The organism is Clostridium manihotivorum (assembly GCF_004015185.1).
In the GTDB taxonomy this organism is placed as follows: domain Bacteria; phylum Bacillota; class Clostridia; order Clostridiales; family Clostridiaceae; genus Clostridium_AR; species Clostridium_AR manihotivorum.
In genome coordinates this window covers 374,032-392,095 of record NZ_CP025746.1, presented here as the reverse complement: position 1 = coordinate 392,095, position 18,064 = coordinate 374,032, and the positions used below count along the sequence as shown (strand labels likewise).

The 18,064-nt window shown below is 34.5% G+C and carries 9 protein-coding genes and 1 riboswitch; of the genes, 3 read left to right on the top strand and 6 right to left on the bottom strand.

From position 1 onward, the window contains the following. Positions 1-118: 118 nt before the first annotated feature. The 3 genes from C1I91_RS01755 to C1I91_RS01745 all read right to left on the bottom strand — a co-directional run bounded on the left by C1I91_RS01755 (position 119) and on the right by C1I91_RS01745 (position 1,817). The gene (locus C1I91_RS01755; RefSeq protein ID WP_128210945.1) at positions 119-448 is read right to left on the bottom strand and encodes a DUF6054 family protein; all 330 of its coding nucleotides are present in this window, start codon (positions 446-448) and stop codon (positions 119-121) included. 234 nt (positions 449-682) lie between these two features. After that, the gene (locus tag C1I91_RS01750; protein WP_205694269.1) at positions 683-1,054 is read right to left on the bottom strand and encodes a DUF1304 domain-containing protein; all 372 of its coding nucleotides are present in this window, start codon (positions 1,052-1,054) and stop codon (positions 683-685) included. A 13-nt stretch (positions 1,055-1,067) separates the two neighbouring features. After that, positions 1,068-1,817, bottom strand: coding sequence for an MBL fold metallo-hydrolase (locus C1I91_RS01745; protein ID WP_128210944.1), 750 nt, complete (start codon positions 1,815-1,817; stop codon positions 1,068-1,070). 890 nt (positions 1,818-2,707) lie between these two features. Between C1I91_RS01745 and C1I91_RS01740 the strand changes: the two genes are divergently transcribed. Further along, the gene (locus tag C1I91_RS01740) at positions 2,708-4,420 is read left to right on the top strand and encodes a cellulase family glycosylhydrolase (RefSeq protein ID WP_128210943.1); all 1,713 of its coding nucleotides are present in this window, start codon (positions 2,708-2,710) and stop codon (positions 4,418-4,420) included. A gap of 312 nt (positions 4,421-4,732) precedes the next feature. On the opposite strand, the gene C1I91_RS01735 is transcribed toward C1I91_RS01740, so the two are convergent. The 3 genes from C1I91_RS01735 to polC form a co-directional block, all read right to left on the bottom strand. Next, entirely contained in the window at positions 4,733-8,446 is a 3,714-nt protein-coding gene (locus tag C1I91_RS01735) for a SpaA isopeptide-forming pilin-related protein (protein WP_128210942.1), read from the bottom strand. Between the two features lie 24 nt (positions 8,447-8,470). Further along, a complete protein-coding gene (locus C1I91_RS01730; protein ID WP_128210941.1) occupies positions 8,471-10,231 on the bottom strand; it encodes a collagen binding domain-containing protein in 1,761 nt (586 codons plus the stop codon). Positions 10,232-10,282: 51 nt separating this feature from the next. Then, a riboswitch (cyclic di-GMP riboswitch) is annotated at positions 10,283-10,365 on the bottom strand. Positions 10,366-10,731: 366 nt separating this feature from the next. Continuing rightward, positions 10,732-15,087, bottom strand: a complete 4,356-nt coding sequence (polC, locus tag C1I91_RS01725) for a DNA polymerase III subunit alpha (RefSeq protein ID WP_128210940.1) — start codon at positions 15,085-15,087, stop codon at positions 10,732-10,734. 808 nt (positions 15,088-15,895) lie between these two features. Here polC and ahpC point away from each other — a divergent pair. Both ahpC and ahpF read left to right on the top strand, forming a co-directional pair. Then, entirely contained in the window at positions 15,896-16,459 is a 564-nt protein-coding gene (gene ahpC, locus C1I91_RS01720; protein ID WP_128210939.1) for an alkyl hydroperoxide reductase subunit C, read from the top strand. A gap of 10 nt (positions 16,460-16,469) precedes the next feature. Beyond that, positions 16,470-17,999, top strand: a complete 1,530-nt coding sequence (gene ahpF / locus C1I91_RS01715) for an alkyl hydroperoxide reductase subunit F (protein ID WP_128210938.1) — start codon at positions 16,470-16,472, stop codon at positions 17,997-17,999. The last annotated feature ends 65 nt before the right edge of the window (positions 18,000-18,064 follow it).

Below are 18,064 nucleotides of genomic sequence, written 5' to 3'. Positions count from 1 at the left end.
GAGTGTTTAGAGAAGTTTTTTAAAAATATAAATTTTATTATGAAATGATGCATCTATATAAGATAAGGTTCTACTGCAAAAATAATATCTCAGCAGTAAAACCTTATTTTTAATTTTTTTATTTAACAATATAATTCTCTAGTATACGCTCCACACTACCAGCAAAGCTATCCGCAGCTCCCCAGTCAAACTTAAAAAACATTCCCTCCGAGCTTCCTGTTGCTACAGCTCTAACTTCTGTATTGCCCTTAAAATCATCTATCATTACAACTAAAGCTGCTCTATTACTTGTTCTCATATAATACTTTTCGTAAATCAAGGTTCCAGTTGAAAGTCCATTTTCCAGCTTAGTAAACTCTTCATATACCAAGTCTGCGTTTTCTCGATTCTTAACTAAATCATAAGCTTTTTCTGGAGTGATACTAACTTTAAAACTAGATATACTCATATAAAACTCTCCCTTTATAATTTATATAACTGTATTTTTATGCCTATTATCATATCACACTAAAGCTCCTTAAAGCTTATAAACTATTATTCTTAAGGTAATTTTTATATTTGATATTATAAAAACCATGCATCATAAGGAGATACTCTTTATGTATATGCATGGCTTTCATAAGTCTTAGAATTTTTACTTATTGCGTAAAAACCCCTCAAGTGAATATTATTAAATTTATATTTACAAGCTGGCTATTAGTGCAATCATAGAAAGTATCGCCAAGCCACCTTGTTTTATTATTATATTTTTATTTGATGTAACGGCTCCATATATCGCCGCTACAATGACACAGCCTAAAAAGAAAGCTCTTAAAGGAGTCCCCATAATATCTGGAGCAAAAAAGCTCCAAAATAAACCTGCTGCTAAGAAACCGTTGTATAATCCTTGATTTGCAAATAAGACTTGCACTTCTTTTCTCTCTAGCAGCTTATTATCTACACCAAAGGTTCTTTTAGCCATTGCTGACTTTACAAAAAACATCTCTAGTAGCATTATGAAAACATGCTCTGCTGCAACTAAGAAAACTAAAATACCTAATAATTTGTGTATCATATGATAATCCTCTTTATAGCTTCATAATCTTTTTTTCTTGTAAGCTTACAAGAGCTTCTGGAGTATGAGTAGAAAGGTATACAGTAGGATTATTAATAATGAACTCTCTTACCTTTTCAAGGGTAACTTTTGCAGCCTCTTTGTCTTCAAATACTACTGACAATTGATTTTCTACTAAGGCAGCATCAGTATAAGTTACATCTCCGTGAAGCATATAGAATATTCCTTCATTTTCAACTATTACAATACTATTTCCAGTAGTATGCCCTGGAGCTGGTATCAAATATACACCTTCTGCTATTTTCTCACTACTATCAAAATTATGGTATGCTCCATCTTTAAATTCTGCTCTAATAATATTTTCTCCATTTAGTTTTAAAGCATCTGCTTCCGCTGGAGAAAGATATATTTTAGCATTAGGGAAGCTTCTTAGCTCACCTGAATGATCTGGATGTTTGTGAGTTAACAATATCTTTGTTACTTGTTCTGGTTTATATCCTAGAGAGCCAAGAGCTGATAAATAATCTTGAATCTTATGTCCTTGATAGATTTTTTGTCCTTCTCTAGGTGGCATATCTGGAGTTTCTGCTGGAACTCCTGTATCAACTAATATAACTTCTTTTCCTGTATCTATAACAAAGTTCTGAAGACTTGATGGGTATCTCTTACTTGCATCAAGTGTGCTCTTATCTGCACTCCCTCCAAAGGCAAAATCCTGTGTCATAAATCCACCTTCGTACAATCTAACTGCTTTAATCTCCATAGCTATTAATTCCTCCTATAATTTATAAATAATTAAACATAATTTTATTTAATAACTGCATCGAATAATACATTTTACAATTTAATTGTATACAACTAAATTTCACTTGTCAATATCTTGCTAATTATTTTCCGTTTTACCCCATCATAGAAATTTATTTTATTACAAAACCAACAATTCCCATCACTATTTTAACACACTTATTTTACTATCCAGTCAATATATACCTAATACCTTCTCCAACAAATAAACATTTACCACGGTCTAATCTGATAAACTTCCTTATTTTTTTATATTAAAATTGATTTTTTATATATAAATATATCCATAAAGTACTTATAATTTAGATGTAATGCATTACATTGAATGTAAAAAAACGCGATTATTTCACTTCAATTATATCTTTTAATCGTACTAATAAACTTAGTTTATTCTAATCAGTCAGAATCCTTAAACAAATCCAATTTTAATCAAAAGAAAGTAATAAATTTAGAAATACTATTTCATAAAACTTAATAGATATGATATTTCCATGATTTTAAATACACTAACAATCCTTAGTGCTATTGATGGTGTCTTTTTATTAATGCTAAGTTTAAGACCATTGTTGAATTTGAGTGGTTATTAAGGATTTCAAATGCTACTTTGGAACAGCCTTAATAAATGGACTTTACTTGCCATTGGTGTATCTATATCTAAAACATGATTGATATATTAAGAATTTAGAGTTCCTATACCAACTATTAATTTATAAATGGGCTAAAATCACCAATTCTTGGACAAGTATAAATTAATCTTCAGTATTAGAACTCTTTAGTTAAGATGAGCAAGTTTAATAAATATAACTATGTATTTTATAGATTTAATGGTAGAAAGGGTGGATATTATTCATGAAAAAAACAAAAAGGTTACTCATGATTTTTACTGCTTGTGCTATAGCATTTTCCACAGGCTTAGCTAAGACAGAGCCAGTAAAAGCAGCTACGGTAAAATGCAACACTAAGACAATATCTCAAAAATACTCAGAAGCCATGGAACCAGGCTGGAATCTTGGCAATAGTTTTGACTCAGTAGGAAGCGCAGGTGAAACCTCCTGGGGCAATCCAGTTGTAACCAAAAAGCTTATCAAGGAAGTAAAAAAGCAAGGTTTTAAGAGCATTCGTATACCTTTTACAGCCTTTGGTCGTGTTGGGGCAGCTCCTAACTATACAATAGATAAAACATTTTTGAACCGCTACACTGAAGTGGTTGATTGGGCTCTTGATGAGGGTTTATATGTAATGGTAAACCTACACCACGACTCATGGGAATGGGCAAACTATATAAATGCAGACGACGATAATGGAGTATCTATGGCAGAATATAAAGCCGTTTGGACTCAATTAGCTGATAACTTTAAAAAGTATCCTTCTAAGCTTTGCTTTGAGTCAATAAATGAGCCTTCCTTCAAAAACCACAGTGGGGATGTAAGCACTGAGGTTCAAATGCAAAGACTTGCAGCAGTAAATACTGAGTTCCGTAACATTGTTAGAAATTCCGGTGGTAAAAATTCAACTCGTATGCTTGTATTACCTACTTTAAATACAAATAACAGCGATGATAGATGTGAATCACTTTACAACACAATTTCAGGCTTTAAGGACCCAAACATCATGGCTACCTTCCACTACTATGGATACTGGCCTTTCAGTGTTAATATTGCTGGAACAACAACCTTTGACAGCACAACAGTTTCAGATCTTACTAGCTCCTTTAATAGAGCTTATAACCACTTTACTGCAAAAGGAATCGGTGTAGTTACTGGAGAATATGGACTACTTGCCTTTGACAGCTCTTCCAGTGCAATAGAACATGGTGAACTTTTAAAGTACTTCGAATATATAAACTACTATGCAAAAAGTAAAGGTATCTCACTTATGCTTTGGGACAACGGAAACCTATTTAGTAGAACTAACTATAGCTGGAGCGACCCAGCACTATACAATATGCTAAAGTCCTCTTGGAAGGAAAGAAGCTCATATTCTCAATCAGATATGGTATTTGTAAAAGCTGAAGACAGCTCTAAGGATATAACTATGAACTTAACCTTAAACGGCAATACTTTAAAAGCAATCTACAACGGAAAAGATAAGCTATCCTTAGGTAAAGATTATACTTACTCAAATGGTGCTGTAACCCTAAAAGGGAGCTATGTAAGTAAGTTTATAAACGGAAGCTATGGCACAAAGACTACTTTAACCTTGAAGTTCTCAAAAGGTGAACCTTGGAATGTAAATATAAATTACTATAAGACACCAGAATTAAGCCAAGCCACTGGTACTACCTCTAACTTTAACATTCCTGTCGCTTTTAATGGTTCAAAGCTTTCTACACTAGAAGCTGTGTATGCTGATGGAAGCGGTGCTGGTCCACAAGGATGGACTACTTATAAGCAATATACTGACGCCTTTGTTCCTAATTACAGCACTAACTTATTAACTCTTACACCTAACTTCTTTAACTCTTGTAATGATGGCGTGATAACTTTAAAGCTTCACTTTCAAAGTGGTGAAGTGCTACAATATAACATTACTAAGAACGGAACCACTGTTAAATCAAATTAAGAGATTTATTTTTTAATTATCGCCTTTTTTATAAAGGCTCTTACTGATAGTTACCCCCTATTAGTAGAACAATAATTTTGTTAACTATAGTATATAATAAAAACCGCTAATGTAAATTCCATTAGTGGTTTTTTGCGCATCTGCCTTTTATTAACCTCTGTGAATAAATTCTAGGAGAATCCATAGCTTTATTTTTTACTGTTTACTCCAAAGCTTTGATATTGCTAGATCCAGCTAAGAAAGGGTTCATGATTTAATAGACAGTAAAAAAGGATTAGGAGACTTCTCTCCCAATCCCTTTTCACTTATCCATTAGTATTTTTTACTTATGTTTGCCTTCTTTGATAACTTTAAGCTAATACCTACTAAGATTGATAATAGAGCTATAATAATCATAAACGTATCGTCTACTACTGATCCTGTTGTAGGAAGTACTTGCACTTCTCGTTCATCCTTAATAGTAAAGCTTTGAGTATTTGAAGAACTTACCTGAACCTTCTGAATTGTAGAATTTACAGTATATCCTTTAGGTGCTTTAGTTTCCCTAATAGTATATGTTCCATAGTCTACAGCTTCAAATCTTGCAACTCCGTTGCTGCCACTTACTTGAGTGGAAATAACTTTTCCATTATTATCGTATAAAGTAAATTCAGCCCCTTGAAGTGCATTACCACTTAAATCCGTCTTTTTAATTTCTATTGTTCCCTTTATTCTACTATTTTTTACTTCATATGAGTAAGTGTACCCATTACTTTCAACTGAAGTTTCTATAGCATTACTTGAAACAATATATCCTTCAGGCACCTTTGTTTCTTTTACAGAGTACTTTCCATAAACTAAATCCTTGAACAATACAATTCCATCTTCCATGGATACTGCTGTCTGTAGTGCTTTGCCAGATTCATCATATAAAGTAAACTCTGCTCCCTTAAGTGGTTTTCCATCTTGATCGATCTTATTAATCTTGATAGATCCCTTTATTTTGGTGTCAGTAACAGTTCCAGCATCATAACTTTTTCCACTTTCAGTTCCATTAACTTCAACCATTATTTCTTTATCTGAAATATTATAACCTTTTGGCGCTTTAGTTTCCTTTATTGTATACTTTCCATATTCTACATCGGTAAATATAGCAGTTCCATTTTCTTCTGTTACCACACTCTTAACAGCTTTTCCATTAAGATCATACAAAGTAAACTCTGCATCTTTAAGTGTTTTACCATCTTCACTAAGCTTCTTAATTTGGACATTCCCAGTAACCTTAGTATCTGCTATAACTCCAGCGTCATAAGTACCGCCTTTTCCTGTTCCATCTACATTAACAGAAACTACCTTATCAGATACATTATATCCTTGAGGAGCTTTAGTTTCCTTAATAGTATAGTTTCCATAATCCAATGTTTCAAACCTTGCAAGCCCATTGCTGTCACTTACCTTGGTTGCTATTGCATTTCCACCGTTGTCATATATAGTAAACTCTGCTCCTTGAAGAGCATTTCCGTTAATATCTGTTTTCTTAATGTCAACTGTGCCTTTAATTCTATTATTTTTAACTTCATATGAATAAGTATATCCATTTTGTTCAATAGAAGCTTCTATAACATTATTTAAAGCTGTATAGCCTTCAGGCACCTTTGTTTCTTTTATAGAGTACTTTCCATAAACTAAATCCTTGAACAATACAATTCCATCTTCCATGGATAATGCTGTCTGTATCGCTTTGCCAGATTCATCATATACAGTAAATTCTGCTCCCTTAAGCGGTTTTCCATCTTGGTCAAGCTTTTTAACCTGTATTGAACCTCTTATTTTAGTATCTGTAATATCTCCAGCATCATAGTTTTTTCCACTTTCAGTTCCATTAACTTCAACCGATATTAACTTATCTGAAATATTATACCCTTTTGGCGCCCTTGTTTCTCTTACAGCATACTTGCCATATTCTACTCCAGTAAATCTAGCAGTGCCGTCACTGTCAGTGATTGAGCTTTGAACAGCCTTTCCACTAACATCGTACAATGTAAACTCTGTGTCACCAAGGTAATTTCCATCTTCACCTTTCTTCTCAACCAACACAGTTCCTTTGACTTTCTCATCAGAAAAGCTAGATGTTATTGTAACCCCATTTTCCTTTATGCTGAAGCTGTGCTTATCTGTATTTAGAAGATATCCTCTTGGTGCATTGGTCTCTACAAAATAATAATCACCATAACTTAAGTTATCAAACTTTACAGTTCCATCTAATCCAGTTATACCTTCTAAACCACTTCCTACTGCCTTTCCGTCACTGGTATATACAGTTACTGTTGCTCCAGGTACCGGTTTAGAGGTTGCTGTATCAGTCTTAGTTATCTTTATTCCTCCGGTTACTCTTGTATCAGAAAGAGTATCCTTAAGCACCACTCCATTATCCTTAATGCTAAATGGATGTTTATCTGTATTAAGTAAGTAGCCTTCCGGTGCTTTTGTTTCTAAGAAATAGTAATCTCCATAAGCTAAATTATCAAATTCCACCGTTCCATCTGTTGCTGTTATTCCCTCAACACCAGTACCTACAGGTGTTCCATCACTGTTATATACAGTAATTGTTGCTCCTGGTACAGGACTTGATGTAGATGTATCTAACTTGGTTATCTTTATTCCACCCCTAATTTTTATATTAGTTATAGAATTAGGATTAACTGTAACTACAGTATTCTGGTAATCACCACTGAAGGTAGCGGTCAAAGTATCAGTAGATAAAGTATATCCATTAGGTGACTTTGTTTCTTTTATCTTATAAGTGCCATAATCAATATTGGTAAACTCTACTTTACCATCCTTATCGCTTACTGCTGTAGTGTTTTTCCCGTCAGAATTCAAAACTGGTGTAATTCCATCATTCTGATAGAGCGTAAATTCTGCTCCAGAGAGCCCCTTGCCGTCTTCTCCATTTTTAGAAAACTGTATGTTTCCCTTTATCTTTGTATCTTTAAAGCTATAAGTAATGTCCCTTTGTCCTGTGGTATCATGTACCTGGAACGTGTAAGCTTCATCACTTAAAGTGTAACCTGTTGGTGGTGTAATCTCTTTTAATGTATAGTTTACATCATATTTAAGAGCTTTAAATAAAGCAGTTCCGTCTGAACCAGTAGGTGCAGAAGTTGCCTTAACATTTCCGTATTGATCAATCAACTGAAAGACTGCACCTGATAGTTTTCTTGTGGTATCATTAGCATCTACTTTTGAAACAGTAATACTTCCGCTTACCCCAGTTCCCCAAGCACTTCCGCTGGCATACCACACTCCGTTTTGATTTGTAGAAGATGTCTGATCTGTGTCTGTACTTTTAAACTCAACTGTATTGGAATAGTTACCTGTCTTAGATACATCAGTCGTAAATTTAAGAATATATGACTTAAAGCCTGCATTCTCTGGGAATGTAAAATCAAATTTTCTAGTAGTAGGATCATACTTTACATTTACGCCAGTTAGAGGCACCTTAGCTCCTGCAGTAAGAGTACCATTTGTATTAACAGTAGCTTCATATAATTGTACTGTATCAGTGTTAAGTGAAAGTCCCTCTTGCAATTCATCCGTTATGGTTGCATTACTCATATAAATATTGAAATTAGAATTAACATTAAGTGTCCAATCAATATAGGAGTTACCATAAACATATGAAGGGGTTTTATTAATAACTGTATTATTAACCGCTTGCGTACCTGTACTGCTTCTATTTCCATCTGTAGGTATTTCATCTCCAGTAATAGATGCAGTATTACTTAAAGTCTTAGTTCCATTGGTATTGAAAATGCTCAAATCTGTAATCTTTGTTTTAAAGGTTATAGTATAAGTATTGTTTATTGTATTGCTACTACCAGTTGGAAATGTATAAGTAAGCATTCCAGTCTTTCCAGAATCATCGCTTACTGGAGTATACTTAAAGCCATCTGCAGGCGCGCTATTATCTATAGACGCAGAATCACTAACATATAATTGACCAGCTGGTATATAGTCAGTTATTACTGCATTGGTTATAGGCATCTTACTCTTATTTATCCTTATATTCTAAGTTATTTCCCTAGTAGCATAATTATAACCTGCACCGGTTTTGCTTATTATCTCACTGCTTACAGGTTGAGTTGCTGAGGCTGTCTGGTTTATATCTGAACTAGTAAGGGTAACACTATTATTAAAGTTACCACTGTAATTTGCCTGATAAACCTTAGGATCAGTTACCTTAGTCTGAAAAGTTATAGTATGCGTATCAGAAAAAGCACTAGAAAATGTATAGGTAAAGGTTCCTGTTTTTCCTGTATCTGCACTTGTTGCAGCAGTGTATCCACTGTCATCTAAGGCTACGCCATCAAGATTTCCAGAACCAGCAACATAAACTTGTCCTATAGGAATATTGTCAGTAACTTTTGCTCCCGCAGCAACGTTAGTCTTATTGTTATTAACAATTATCTTCCATGTAATAACACCTGTTGAAGAATTATAGCCTGCACCTTGTTTTTGAATAATATTAGTTGGAACTCCAACAACTTTACTGGAGGATGTTCCACTTAAAACACCATCACCAGATAAAAAGGCAGTATTGCTGTAATTTTTATAATTATTATAGTTATAAACTGTTGAATCAACATTTGTTGAAAATGTAATAGTATGAACGCTGCTTATATTTTTAAGATCATAGCTAAAATTTTGACCAGAAATCGTATAATCAGTCCCTGTAGCTCCATCTACTTTGATAGTTGATGCATCAATGGTTAGCCCTACTGGGATAGCGTCTGTAACAACAGCATTATTAATTGTTCTTCCACTTTCATTTACTTTTATGGTCCAGTTAATTCTTTTGTTCGCTGCATCGTAAGCTCCATCTTTACTTATATATTTTACTGTGACAGGAATAGATACAGTGTTTGATGTTAAACTTTTTGGAGTTCCACTATAATCATAATTTAACATGGCAGCATTTGTATAATTATAAGTTCCTTGAGATTTCGTTGCCAGATCATTGTGTACGCTTGTCTTAAATGTTATAACTTGCTGGGTAGTTATTTCCCCCATATTTATGGTTAACTTCCTGCTAGTGTTGTCGTAGAAGTAGTTTGTTCCCAGTACAGCAGGTGTGCCATTTATACTAACAGAGCCATCTATAAATGCTTGTCCATTATTTATATTATCTACAACTACTGCGTTACTAAGTCTTACGCCTTCTTTATTTGCTGTCACTGTCCATGTAATTTCATCAGTTGTTGAATTATAAGTTCCACTCTTTACAATAGTTGGATCAGGCTGTTGAAAATTGAAAGGGCCTTGAGTAACAACTCCTAACCCAGGTACGGTAAAATCAATTTTAATGGGATTAGCATTTCCTATCTTCCCTTGGTTAAAGTGGCAGTCTAATGCAAAACCACCAAGTACATCTGAGTGTCCACTAGGATAAGAAGTAAATGTAATTTTGGTCTTGCCATTGGTATCAACATGTATATTGGCAACTACACTTCCGTCCTTTGGGCTAATCATTGGCTGGTCTATAGCTGTTGCTATCTTTATCTCATCCGGTAGCTGCATAGTGTAATAATCCCCTGCATTTACAGTTTGATCATTAGGAATAGACCAGGTGTAATTAATATGTATTTCTGAACTTTTACTGATATTGTCACCTAATTCTTTTCCATTAATATCAGTTATTTTAACATCAGTAATAAGCGGAAAAGCTCCTGTAATATCTCGAGTAGCTGCCTTTACATTGCTTACGGGTACAATCACCTGTAGTAGAAAAATAATTGCCACTACAAAACTAAAAAATCTTTTTTTGCTCATTTTATCACTTCCTTTAAATTAATTTTTTATAATAAAAAAACCGACCTAACTTTTACGTTTGGTCGGTTGCACTACTAGCTCACTATATGCAAAGTGCCCAAATAAGCATATAGGTCGTCACTACCAATTAAATTTTATATGAGTTATAACATATCCCCTATTAATAAATAACCGCTATTATAAAAAATAGTTTTTTACTTAATAGATGATTCATAACCACTATTTTATATAATAGACTATGTATTGTCAACAATATCCAATATATTTTTCTATAAAATTACATATTTTTTCATGTTTTTCACTTAACTTTTGAGGTATATCTTTAAAATTAAGTGGTCAGTCATCTTATGATTTAATTAAATATAGAAAAAACCACTAATGCTGCTTACATTAGTGGTTTCCAGTTATATAGTATTAACAATTCCAAATCAATATATTATTTCATCTTAGTATTAGACATTAAAAAAGCTTAAACTAAAAAACACCTTACCTCTCTACTTCTAAGATATCAAATCAAAGAAACTCAGCTGATCCTTTTCAGGAAGACCGTTTAGACAGCCAAACTTTCTTAGAGAATCTATAGCTGAATTTCCTATCTTGGCACGTTTCTTTAAATCTTCAATAGAGTTAATAGGGCTATCTTCTTTTATTGCTTCCTGTATAGCACTGTATATACCTTCTGCTGCCACATTGCCCATACCTGATATACTGTTTATAGGTGGTCTTAACCCCTCTTCTTCTACCAGGAATTGAGTAGCATGAGACTTATATAAATCTATCGGAAGGAACCTAATTCCTCTTTCATACATCTCTAGGACAAGTTCCAAGTCATCATACATATCTTTATCCTTAGGCGGAGCCATCATACCCATAGCCTCTATTTCCTTCATTCTTTGCTTAACCTTTTCTTTTCCAAAGATCATATACTCTGCATCAAAGGCCTTTGCTCTTATGGTAAAGAAGGCTGCATAGTACGCCTTTGGTATGTGAACCTTAAACCAAGCTATTCTAAAGGCCATCATAACATATGCTGCCGCATGGGCTTTAGGGAACATGTATTTTATTTTTCTACAGGAATCTATGTACCATTCTGGTACCTCACATTGCCTCATAAGTTCTTCGTATTCTGGCCACTTTGGATCCTTTAGTGCCTTACCCTTACGGACAGTTTCCATTATCTTAAAGGCTGTATTTGGTGGCAAGCCTTTTTTGATAAGATAAATCATGATATCATCTCTCGTACATACAGCTTCACTTAGTGTAACTATTCCTTGGTCAATCAAGTCCTTAGCATTGCCCAGCCAAACGTCAGTACCGTGGGAAAGTCCTGATATACATATTAGGTCTGTGAATGCCTTTGGCATAGTATCTAGAAGCATTCCTCTAACGAATTTAGTACCAAACTCAGGTATTCCAAAGGTTCCAACCTTAGAGTTTATCTGTTCTGGTGTAACCCCTAAAGCTTCAGTAGATGAAAATATGGACATTGTCTTCTTCTCATCCATCGGTATAGTCTTAGGATCTACCCCTGTTATATCTTGAAGCATTCTTATAACCGTAGGATCATCGTGCCCAAGTATATCAAGCTTCAATAGATTCTGGTCAATTGAGTGATAGTCAAAATGTGTAGTTATAATATCAGAATTTGGATCATCAGCTGGATGCTGAACTGGGCAAAACTCAAAGATTTCTCTTCCCTTAGGCACAACTATTATTCCACCGGGATGCTGTCCTGAAGTTCTCTTAATTCCAGTACATCCTTTTGATATCCTCATTATTTCAGCCTTACTTACGGTCATATTCTTTTCTTCATAATACTTCTTTACATAACCAAAGGCCGTTTTTTCTGCTATAGTACCTATGGTTCCAGCCTTAAAGGTAGTGCCCTTTCCAAAGATAACCTCAGTATATCTATGTGCTTTTGCCTGATACTCTCCGGAGAAGTTTAAGTCTATATCTGGTTCCTTATCTCCGTTAAATCCTAGGAAGGTTTCAAAAGGTATATCTATACCATCCTTAGCTAAAGGTGCTCCACACTCAGGGCAATTCTTATCTGGTAAGTCGAAGCCATTTTTAAATCCATAGTCTGTAAAGTCAGAGAACTTGCAATTAGGACATCTATAATGAGGAGGAAGAGCATTTACCTCCGTTATACCTGTCATATAAGCAACTACTGAAGAACCAACAGAGCCTCTGGAACCAACTAAGTAACCATCCTCATTAGATTTCCATACTAGCTTTTGAGCTATTATATACATAACTGAGAATCCATTTTTTATTATGGAATCCAGTTCTCTTTCCAATCTATCTTGAACCAATTGAGGCAGCGGATCTCCATAAAGCTCATGAGCCTTTCCATAGGTTATATCTTTAATGGTCTGCTCACAGCCATCTATGTGTGGTGTCGCCTTATCTGGTGATATTGGGCTTATCTGCTCACACATATCTGCAATCTTATTAGTATTAGTAACAACCACCTCATAAGCTTTTTGCTTTCCTAAGTACTCAAATTCCTTAAGCATTTCTTCTGTGGTTCTTAGGTATAAAGGAGCTTGATTGTCTGCATCCTTAAAGCCCTGTCCTGCCTCTAATATACGTCTATATATTTCATCTTCTGGATCCATAAAATGAACGTCACCAGTAGCAACCACAAGCTTATTAAGCTTTTCTCCTAGCTGTATTATCTTCTTATTTATCTCTTTTAAATAGTCTCTATTAGGCACCTGCTCTGTTCTAACTAAGTAATCATTATTTCCTAAAGGTTGAATTTCAAGATAATCATAATCTTCTGCAATAGCTTCAATTTCTTCATCAGATTTACCTAGAAGTATTGACTGATACAATTCTCCTTCACTGCAGGCACTTCCTATCATAAGCCCCTCTGAGTATTTCTTGTACATGCTCTTTAATATACGAGGCTTCTTATGGAAATAATCTAAGTTAGAGTAAGACACAAGCCTATATAGGTTCTTTAAGCCTACATAATCTTTCGCAAATATTATTGCATGGAAGGTTTTAAGCTTCTTATAACCTTCCTTTTTAGACTCCTCATCAATACCAAATAAATCTATGTCCTCAAGAGTCTTTACTCCTTTTTCCTTTAGCTTTTCAAGCATTACCTCAAAAACCTTAACAGTAGTATCAACGTCATCTAAAGCTCTGTGAGCCACTTCAACCTTTATACCTAGGTTCTTAGCAATTCTTCCTAGCTTATAGGTCTTAAACTCTGGGAATACTTCCTGCGCCAAGGTTAAGGTATCTACGTAAGTAAAGTCAAAGTCATAACCTAATACTTTAGCATTTTGCTTTAGAAACCCTACATCAAAGGATGCATTATGAGCAACTAAAACACTTCCCTTTATGAATTCCAAAAGCTTAGGGAATACTTGATCTATAGTTTCTGCATCTTTTACCATATCATCTGTTATGTTAGTAACCTCAACAACCTTTGCAGGGATTGGTTTTTCAGGATTTACAAAACAGCTGAATTCGTCAACAACCTTACCATCTTGATACTTCATAACACCTATTTCAGTGATTCTTTCAGTTACTGCTGAAAATCCTGTTGTCTCTAAGTCAAGAACGCAGTAAGTTGTATCTATACTCTGTCCCTTAGGATTGGTTACAGATGGTTTCTTATCTGGAGCCAAGTAAGCCTCTACCCCGTATAGAACCTTCATATCAGGATTATTTCTTCCTAAAAGCTTATGAGCTTCTGGAAATGCCTGCACTACTCCATGATCTGTTAAAGCAATAGCCTTCATGCCCCAGCTCATAGCTCTCTTAATCAAATCAGTAGCACTATTCATAGCATCCATTTGGCTCATCTGAGTATGCATATGAAGCTCAACCCTCTTAACTTCTGCATTATCTTGTCTCACAGCTCTCCTAATTCCTAGAGTTTCTATGATAATATTAGCTATCATTTCAACTTCTCCAGAGAACTTACTATAACTAGCAGAACCAACTAGTCTTACTCCCTTAGCCTTTTTAAGTCTAGATAAAACCTCTTCATATTCTCCAGGCTTTAAGAAAGACTTACAGGTCATGGAAGTTGATCCATCATATATATCAAAAGAAACTAAAGTCTTTCCACTTCTCAGTTCCTTAGCTTCGATATTTGATATTTCCCCTTCAATTGCTATCCTTCCTTCATCTGGTGTAATATCAGTAATCTTTATTACATTTTCCTTAATCTTAGAGCTTCTTCCAAGTATTAAGAATGGATCTCCCTTCTTACCATCTGAGTCATCCTTCTGCTCTTCTTTCTTTAATGGAGCTTCCTTCGTTGGCTTAGGAGTGTTAGAATCTACATCAGTTTTGATTTTCTTTAAAGCAGCCATCATCTCCTGCTCACGACTCTCTTGTTGAAGGGCCAAGTCTTCACTGCTTATAGCATCAATAAATTTTATATTGTAGGAAGTACCGTAAAGAGTTTTTATGTTTTCTCGAAGCTGTTTTTCATAATTCATGGACTTTAAAAAACCTGATACTGCAACCTTTAAGTGAAAGTTTATCGTATTGTTTTCAATTGTATATTCACTATTATTAGCAACTGTTTTTAGAACAGGATGCTTATCAGACATTGAAACTAAAATATTCTTGATTTCTTCTTCTATAGGTTTCTTATCTGTTCCGTCAGCATAGTTTACAGATATTATAGAATCATTTAAGGCAAATCTTTGTTTTATAAATCTATTAAGGCCATCAAATTCTTTTATATCAATATATTTATCTGAACTTATTTTAAGCTCAAGCTTCTTACTCTTTTTGCTTAACACAACAGATTCTACAAGTGCATTAGTTATATTGCCACGTGCATTATAGTCACTAAAAATTTCATTTATCTTTTTCATGGTAACTTACCTTCCCTCTAAAATTTTTAGTACCTTATTATTATATAAGAATAATATTTTTATGTCATGTGGTAAAAATTTAGTTGAAGTGAATTTCTTTAGATAATTATTGTGAAGTTACTTTTTCTTAAGCATATGGTAAGAAGCTCTAGCAGACGGCTACATATTCTTATCTTCATTATTTTCCTCATTTTAGACAACTTCATATTAAGATTTATATTTTACAAAGTCTCCTCTCAGAAGCTAAAGGAGCTCTGAAGGTATATTTGAATTTGAAGTGATGCATCCATCTTTAGTATCGCTTTACTTACAAAACAAAAATCGGCCTATGTTTAATAATATTGTTGAAATTAATTGGTTATGAAGGAGATGCTATATGAGCGAGTAACTAGAATTACATGGATAATCTTCAAACTACCCTCCAAATGATATTATAGCCAATACTTCTTATATTAGGTTTTATATTCATGGTATTTCTAAGAAAAGTCTTTCACAAAATATATTTAAAGAGTTCTTATATGGAAACTTAATTTATACTTGGTGAAGACTTGTGGGTTTCCGAGATTAGATCATTCCAGCTTCTGTGGATCATAAAGCATGCATAAATTAATAGTTCAGTTAGGAACTCTAAGAATGTGATAGAACGTTGAAAAATAAAAATAAAAAAATTTTGGAAAACTATATTGACAAATATTAGTTTAGTTTTATAATTGGTATTAAGTAATAATCATTATTACTTTGTATCAATTACAAAACGTATGTATAAAAAAATTAATTTATAAAAGTAAATTTTAGGAGGTATTTTATTATGTCACTAATCGGAACAGAGGTAAAACCATTTAAAGCATCAGCTTTCAGACAAGGTCAATTTTTAGATTTAACTGAGGCAGATTTCAAAGGTAAGTGGAGTGTAGTATGCTTCTACCCAGCAGACTTCACTTTCGTATGTCCAACTGAATTAGAAGATTTACAAGATAACTATGCAACATTACAATCACTTGGAGTTGAAGTATACTCAGTTTCAACTGATACACACTATACTCACAAGGCATGGCATGATAGCTCAGAAGCTATAAAGAAGATCACTTACACAATGATCGGTGACCCTTCACATACTTTATCTCGTAACTTTGATGTATTAATCGAAGCTGACGGTCTTGCAGATCGTGGTACTTTCATAATAGATCCAGACGGAATAATTCAAGCTGTTGAAATAAATGCTGGCGGTATAGGTCGTGACGCAAGCATACTTGTTAATAAGATAAAAGCTGCTCAATACGTTAGAAATAATCCTGGTGAAGTTTGTCCTGCTAAATGGAAAGAAGGCGCTGAAACACTTAAGCCAAGTCTTGATCTTGTAGGAAAGATCTAAGGAGAAGCATATCATGCTTGATGCAGATATAAAAGGACAATTAGCCCAATATCTTGAATTGATGGAGGGTAATGTCCTTATAAAGGTCAGTGCAGGATCTGATGATGTATCTAAAGATATGGTTGCGCTAGTTGATGAACTAGCCTCCATGTCACCAAAGATTAAAGTTGAGAGAGCAGAATTATCAAGAACTCCTAGCTTCAGCATTAACAGAATTGGAGAAGACACTGGAGTAACTTTTGCCGGTATCCCTCTAGGTCATGAATTTACTTCACTGGTGTTAGCCCTACTACAAGTAAGTGGCAGAGCTCCAAAGGTTGATGAACAAACAATAGAAAAAATTAAAAACATTAAGGGACAATATAGTTTTGAATCTTACATCAGTTTAACCTGTCACAACTGTCCAGAGGTTGTTCAGTCACTTAACTTGATGAGTATTCTTAACCCTAATGTTACTCATACCATGATAGATGGCGGTGCTTTCAAAGATGAGGTTGAAAGCAAAGACATAATGGCAGTACCATCAGTATTTTTAAATGGAGAATTCTTTGGCAGTGGCCGTATGACTGTAGAAGAAATCCTTGCAAAGCTTGGAAGTGCTCCAGATGCATCAGAGTTTGCAGATAAAGAACCATATGATGTTCTAGTAGTGGGTGGAGGTCCTGCAGGATCAAGTGCAGCAATATATGCTGCCCGTAAGGGTATACGTACAGGCATTATCGTAGAACGTTTTGGTGGTCAGGTGATGGATACTTTGGGCATAGAAAACTTCATAAGCATGAAATATACTGAAGGACCTAAACTTGCAGCAAGCCTTGAAGAACATGTTAAAAACTATAATGTTGATATCATGACCCTTCAAAGAGCAAAACGCTTAGAGAAGAAGGAGCTTATAGAAGTTGAACTTGAAAATGGCGCTATATTAAAAAGCAAGGCTGTAATTCTTTCAACAGGTGCTCGCTGGAGAAACGTTAATGTTCCTGGTGAAGCAGAATTCAAGAATAAAGGTGTAGCTTACTGTCCTCACTGCGATGGTCCTTTATTTAAAGGAAAGCATGTGGCTGTTATTGGTGGAGGTAACTCCGGTATAGAAGCGGCTATTGATCTTGCTGGAATTGTAGATCATGTAACTGTTCTTGAATTTATGCCAGAATTAAAGGCTGATGCCGTACTTCAAGAACGACTTTACAGCTTAAGCAACGTAACTGTTCTTAAGAATGTTCAAACAAAAGAAATCACAGGTACTGACAAGGTTAATGGTATCTCTTATATGGATCGTGATACTGAAGAAGTTAAACATATTGAGCTACAAGGTGTATTTGTTCAAATAGGTCTTGTACCAAATACTGATTGGCTTGGAGAAGCAGTAGAACGTAACCGCATAGGTGAAATCATCGTTGATAGCCGTGGTGCTACCAATGTACCTGGAGTATTTGCAGCAGGAGACTGTACTAACACTCCATACAAGCAAATAATTATCTCCATGGGATCTGGCGCAACTGCCGCCCTAGGTGCCTTTGATTATTTAATAAGAAGTTAATAACTAAAAATTCGCTGAAATTGTTTTTTTCAGCGAATTTTTGCTTATGTTTATATATGATTATG